Source organism: Stenotrophomonas sp. PS02289 (assembly GCF_029960115.1).
In the GTDB taxonomy this organism is placed as follows: domain Bacteria; phylum Pseudomonadota; class Gammaproteobacteria; order Xanthomonadales; family Xanthomonadaceae; genus Stenotrophomonas.
Genome location: NZ_JASCOZ010000245.1, coordinates 1 through 4,742, shown reverse-complemented (window position 1 = coordinate 4,742; position 4,742 = coordinate 1). Strand labels below are relative to the sequence as shown.

The 4,742-nt window shown below is 67.5% G+C and carries 5 protein-coding genes; 1 reads left to right on the top strand and 4 read right to left on the bottom strand.

Annotated features, from left to right (window positions below):
• Window positions 1-61 precede the first annotated feature (61 nt).
• From QMX83_RS20235 to QMX83_RS20220, 4 genes are all read right to left on the bottom strand, one after another.
• Window positions 62-865 (bottom strand): M15 family metallopeptidase, encoded by an 804-nt coding sequence (locus QMX83_RS20235; RefSeq protein ID WP_282298430.1) that lies wholly within the window; start codon window positions 863-865, stop codon window positions 62-64.
• A 93-nt stretch (window positions 866-958) separates the two neighbouring features.
• Entirely contained in the window at window positions 959-2,266 is a 1,308-nt protein-coding gene (locus QMX83_RS20230; protein WP_282298429.1) for an alpha/beta fold hydrolase, read from the bottom strand.
• A complete protein-coding gene (locus QMX83_RS20225; protein WP_282298428.1) occupies window positions 2,263-2,442 on the bottom strand; it encodes an Arc family DNA binding domain-containing protein in 180 nt (59 codons plus the stop codon). The genes QMX83_RS20230 and QMX83_RS20225 overlap by 4 nt, the downstream gene beginning before the upstream one ends.
• Window positions 2,443-2,465: 23 nt before the next feature.
• The gene (locus QMX83_RS20220) at window positions 2,466-3,335 is read right to left on the bottom strand and encodes an SPFH domain-containing protein (RefSeq protein ID WP_282298427.1); all 870 of its coding nucleotides are present in this window, start codon (window positions 3,333-3,335) and stop codon (window positions 2,466-2,468) included.
• Window positions 3,336-3,461: 126 nt separating this feature from the next.
• Between QMX83_RS20220 and purT the strand changes: the two genes are divergently transcribed.
• Window positions 3,462-4,646, top strand: coding sequence for a formate-dependent phosphoribosylglycinamide formyltransferase (gene purT / locus QMX83_RS20215; protein WP_282298426.1), 1,185 nt, complete (start codon window positions 3,462-3,464; stop codon window positions 4,644-4,646).
• Window positions 4,647-4,742 lie beyond the last annotated feature (96 nt).

The window sequence follows — 4,742 nt, the reverse complement described above, 5'->3', positions numbered from 1 at the left end:
GAGCCACGCCCTGCGTGGCTGCGCGATCTCAAACAGGTCCGAAGCCACGCAGGGCGTGGCTCTACACCCCGGTCCAGTACCAGTGCCAGGGCTCGTAAACGATCCCGTGCGGGTTGTCGCGCGGATAGCTGAGCCGGAATCCGTGTTCGCCCGCGTTGGCGAGCAACCATGCAAACGCCGGGGTGGCCTCGAAGCTCTCCTCCGCCGGCGGCTCGCCCGGGCTGCTGATATCCAGCGCAAGTCCACTGTGGTGCTCGCTGTAACCCGGCGCGGCATTGACCTGAAGAATCTCCTGCACGGAAAGCCCGCGCGCACGTTTGCGCTCGAAAATGCCCAACTGGTAGTCGTGGCTGCGGTAGCCGGAGATCGCCTCCAGCGCGATGCCCTCGCGCGCGGCATGCAACTGCAGCCGCCGCCACGCCAGTGCCGCACCGTGCAGCAGCCACAGCGGCCGGCGGTAGCGGTCGAAGCCGGCCAGGCGCAGCTGCGCCGGCTCGGCTTCCAGCGCCAGCCCGGTGTCGGTTTCGTACTGTTCGGCATCGATACCCAGCTGCTGCAGTCGCAGCTGCAGGCCGCTGAGGGGCAGCAGCACCACCGGCTGATGTCCGCGCAGACGGCCGTGCTCAACGCGCTCCAGCGCATCCAGCGCGTCGTCGATGCCGCCCTCGCGCATCAGGTGCGGGACCAGCGGCAGTACGCCCTGCGCATTCACCGCAGCGAGATAGCGGCCATCGGTCTTGCGCCGCAGTACCCACCGCGCCTGTGCCAGCGCACGCGCGTCGGCATTGCTGCGCGCGCGCAGCAGGCCGCCGGGCCACAGCTCGATGTCGGCGGTGTTGGTCAGCAGGGCAGGGAGGCTACGCATGCCGCCAGCTTAGCCGATCCGCCTCTTTGCCGGACCGACCCGCTGGCGCGTCATCGCCCGCCCGTAGAGCCGGGCTCTGCCCGGCTGTGCGGCTCACGGCTGCTGCCTGATCCAGGCAGCGACACCTTCGATCATGTCGGGTGAAACATGGCCCGGCAGCTGGTACTCCTCCAGCGAGCTGGGCAGGTCGCGTGCGATGCCCAGATGATTGAGGCGGGAGGAACTGCTCAGGGTGGCGCGTCCGGCCAGCGCGTGCCCCCACAGTTTCCAATCGGTCTCTGTCACCTGGAAATCGCGTCCACCGTGCAGCATCAGTATCGGAATCTTCAGTGCGCGGGCGTCAGCCACCGGATCGATCTGTTCAAACCCCCGCCAGTAGCTGGCCGGCAGTCCCAGCGGCATCTCACTCGCGGGCAGTGGTGCGGTACCGCGCGCGGCCGCAATCTGCGCATCCAGACGATCCAGCGCTGCCTGTTCTTCGGTGCTGATGGTGCCGTCCAGCCCATACAGGTAACGGTGCTGCTCCGGCAGCAGGGTCAGCAGTGAGCGGGCCGGTGCTGACCACAGGATCACGCCCGCCACCTTGCCCGAGCGGGTGGCGATGCGCGGTGCCAGCATGCCGCCCTGGCTGTGACCCATGGCGTAAACGTATTGCGGGTCCACACCCTCGGTTCCGGCAAGCAGGGCGACCGCGGCAACCGCATCGTCCGTGGTTTCATCGTCCACACTGAATTCGCCCGTGAAATCCTGGGGTCGCACCAGCGTGCGCTTGTCATAGCGCAGTACTGCAATGCCCTGCGCCGCCAAACCTCGTGCTACATCCAGGAACGGCCGGTTGGGGCCGACGGTTTCGTTGCGGTCGTGGGGACCGGAACCGTGTACCAGTACGACCGCGCGGAACGGCCCCTTGCCCAGGGGCATCGCCAGCGTCCCCGGCAGCGCGCCCTTGCCGGTTTCGATCTGCACTTCGCTTTCGCGATAGTTGGCGCTGCCAGGTACGGGAGCGGGTGGATCCGGCGGCACCGGCAGGAACTGAAGGCCAGCGACTTTGCCTTGTGCATCCACGGCCACCTGCATGGTGAACTCGCCGGCTCCGAACTTCGCCCGCATCAGCACGATCTGGAGCCCTTGCCGTTCCAGTACGCGGCCGCGCTGGTGGCTGTGCAGGCCGCCCAGCGACGACCACACGGATTTCAGCGTGGCAGCGGGCACCGCCTTGGCCATTTCCGGGGTGAACATCGCCTCGGCCTCGGAGATTTCTTCCGCATTCAGATGCATCAGCAGCTGCCACGCGGTGTCCTCGGCGTCGACGGTACTGGCTGCAAGCGCAGGTGTGGCGAACATCGTCAGCGCAAGCAGCGCTGCGGAAAAAACCGTCGGGCAACTCCAGCGCTTGCTCATTCCTTGTTCTCCGGCGTCGGGGTGGGTTTTGGCACGCGTCCTGCCTTGCGCAGTGCGTCGCGCAGCACGTATTCGATCTGTGCGTTGAGACTGCGCAGCTCGTCGTCGGCCCAGCGCTGTGCCGCCGCCAGGACGTCGGCGTTGATGCGCAGCGGGTAGGCTTTCTTTTCAGTCATGCGGAAGGCTCAGGGCAGCCGGCTCAGTACAGCGAGCCGGCGTTGACGATGGGCTGGGTGCCTCGGTCCGAACACAGTACCGTAAGCAGGTTGCTCACCATGTGGGCCTTGCGCTCTTCATCCAGCTGCACCACGCCGTTCTTCTGCAGTTCGGCCAGCGCCATCTCGACCATGCCAACCGCGCCGGCCACGATGCGGGTGCGCGCGGCGATCACCGCGTTGGCCTGCTGACGCTGCAGCATCGCCTGGGCGATTTCCGGGGCGTAGGCGAGGTGGCTGATGCGCGCATCGAGCACCTGCACGCCAGCGTCGGCCAGGCGCTCGGCCAGTTCATCCTTGAGGTGCTGGGAGATCTCGGCGGCGTGGCTGCGCAGCGACAGCTGGCCCTCTTCGTGCTGGTCGTAGGGATAGCTGGTGGCCATCGCGCGCAGCGCCGATTCGGACTGGATGTGCACGAAGCTTTCGTAGTCATCCACGTTGTAGACGGCCTCGGAGGCATCGACCACCTGCCAGACGATCACCGCGGCGATCTCGATCGGGCTGCCGTCCAGTTCATTGACCTTGAGCTTGCCGCTTTCAAAGTTGCGCACGCGCTGGCTGACCTTCTTCTTGCTGAAGAACGGGTTGTTCCAGCGAAGGCCGTTGTCCTTGACCGTGCCGACGTACTTGCCGAACAGGCTGAGCACGGCGGCCTGGTTGGGCTGCACGGTGTACAGACCGGTCAGGCTGAGCAGGGCCACGATGGCCAGCGCGGTGCTGCCGAACAGCAGCCAGCCGTTGACGTTGCCGCGCTGCGCGCCGGCCACGAACATCCAGAGGGCCACGGCGCACAGGGCGAGCACGGCCAGCAGGAAGGGGAGGCCGGAAAGGGAGCGGACGGGTTTTTCCTTCATGTCAGGGCATCCTTGGGGTGGTTTGTAATAGTGATATCAAATTGATATCAGGCACGCAACTGTCCCCGGGTCCGGGCTGGACGCCCTAAAATGCCCCTCCACCCTTTGAACCCGTTGGAAATCCCCATGACCACGCTTGGTACGCCGCTGTCTCCCTCCGCCACCCGTGTGCTGCTGCTGGGCTCGGGTGAACTGGGCAAGGAGGTCGCCATCGAGCTGCAGCGGCTGGGGGTGGAGGTGATCGCCGCCGACCGCTACGCCAACGCGCCGGCGATGCAGGTGGCACACCGCTCGCACGTGATCGACATGCTCGACGCGATGGCGCTGCGCGCGCTGATCGCGCAGGAGCAGCCGCACCTGATCGTGCCGGAGATCGAGGCGATCCATACGGAAACGCTCGTGCAGCTGGAGCAGGAAACCGGCCAGCGGGTGGTGCCGACCGCACGTGCGGCACGCCTGACCATGGACCGCGAGGGCATCCGCCGGCTGGCGGCGGAAACGCTGGGCCTGCCGACTTCGCCGTATCGCTTCGTCGACACCGAGGCGGAGTACCGCGCTGCCGTGGCCGCCATTGGCCTGCCGTGCGTGGTCAAGCCGGTGATGTCGTCCTCGGGCAAGGGCCAGAGCACGCTGCGCAGCGAGGCGGACATCGCACCGGCCTGGGACTACGCGCAGACCGGTGGTCGCGCAGGGGCCGGGCGCTGCATTGTCGAAGGCTTCATCGACTTCGATTACGAGATCACCCTGCTGACCGTGCGGCATGCGGGCGGTACCTCGTTCTGCGCGCCGATCGGGCACTGGCAGAAGGACGGCGACTACCGCGAAAGCTGGCAGCCGCAGCCGATGTCGCCGCGCGCGCTGGCGCGGGCGGAGGAGATTTCGCAGGCGATCACCGACGACCTGGGCGGCTGGGGCCTGTTCGGCGTGGAGCTGTTCGTGAAGGGCGACGAGGTGTGGTTCAGCGAGGTCTCGCCGCGCCCGCACGATACCGGGCTGGTGACACTGGCTTCGCAGGACCTGAGCGAGTTCGCGCTGCATGCGCGGGCGATTCTGGGGCTGCCGATTCCGGTCATCCGCCAGAGCGGTGCCTCCGCGTCGTGCGCGATGCTGGCACATGGCGAAGGCGTGCCGTTCTTCAGCAATGTGGAGCAGGCACTGGTGCATCCGGATTCGGCGCTGCGCCTGTTCGGCAAGCCGAGCGTGCACGGGCACCGCCGCGTGGGTGTCACCCTGGCGCGCGCTGCGGATGTTGATGAGGCACGGAAGATCGCGCGCGAGGCAGCCGAGGCGATCCAGATCGAGTTGCGTTAAGCCCGGTCGGGATCACCGGTAGGGGGGGGGGGGGGGGGGGGGGGGGGGGGGGGGGGCGGGGCGGCCGGGGGGGGGCCGGCCGGCGCGCCCGGGCGG

What these genes read in the sequence shown, in the direction of transcription:
- QMX83_RS20230 (WP_282298429.1), bottom strand. Translation starts at nt 2,266, where the DNA reads ATGAGCAAGCGCTGGAGTTGCCCGACGGTTTTTTCCGCAGCGCTGCTT.
- QMX83_RS20220 (WP_282298427.1), bottom strand. Translation starts at nt 3,335, where the DNA reads ATGAAGGAAAAACCCGTCCGCTCCCTTTCCGGCCTCCCCTTCCTGCTG.
- purT (WP_282298426.1), top strand. Translation starts at nt 3,462, where the DNA reads ATGACCACGCTTGGTACGCCGCTGTCTCCCTCCGCCACCCGTGTGCTG.
- QMX83_RS20235 (WP_282298430.1), bottom strand. Translation starts at nt 865, where the DNA reads ATGCGTAGCCTCCCTGCCCTGCTGACCAACACCGCCGACATCGAGCTG.
- QMX83_RS20225 (WP_282298428.1), bottom strand. Translation starts at nt 2,442, where the DNA reads ATGACTGAAAAGAAAGCCTACCCGCTGCGCATCAACGCCGACGTCCTG.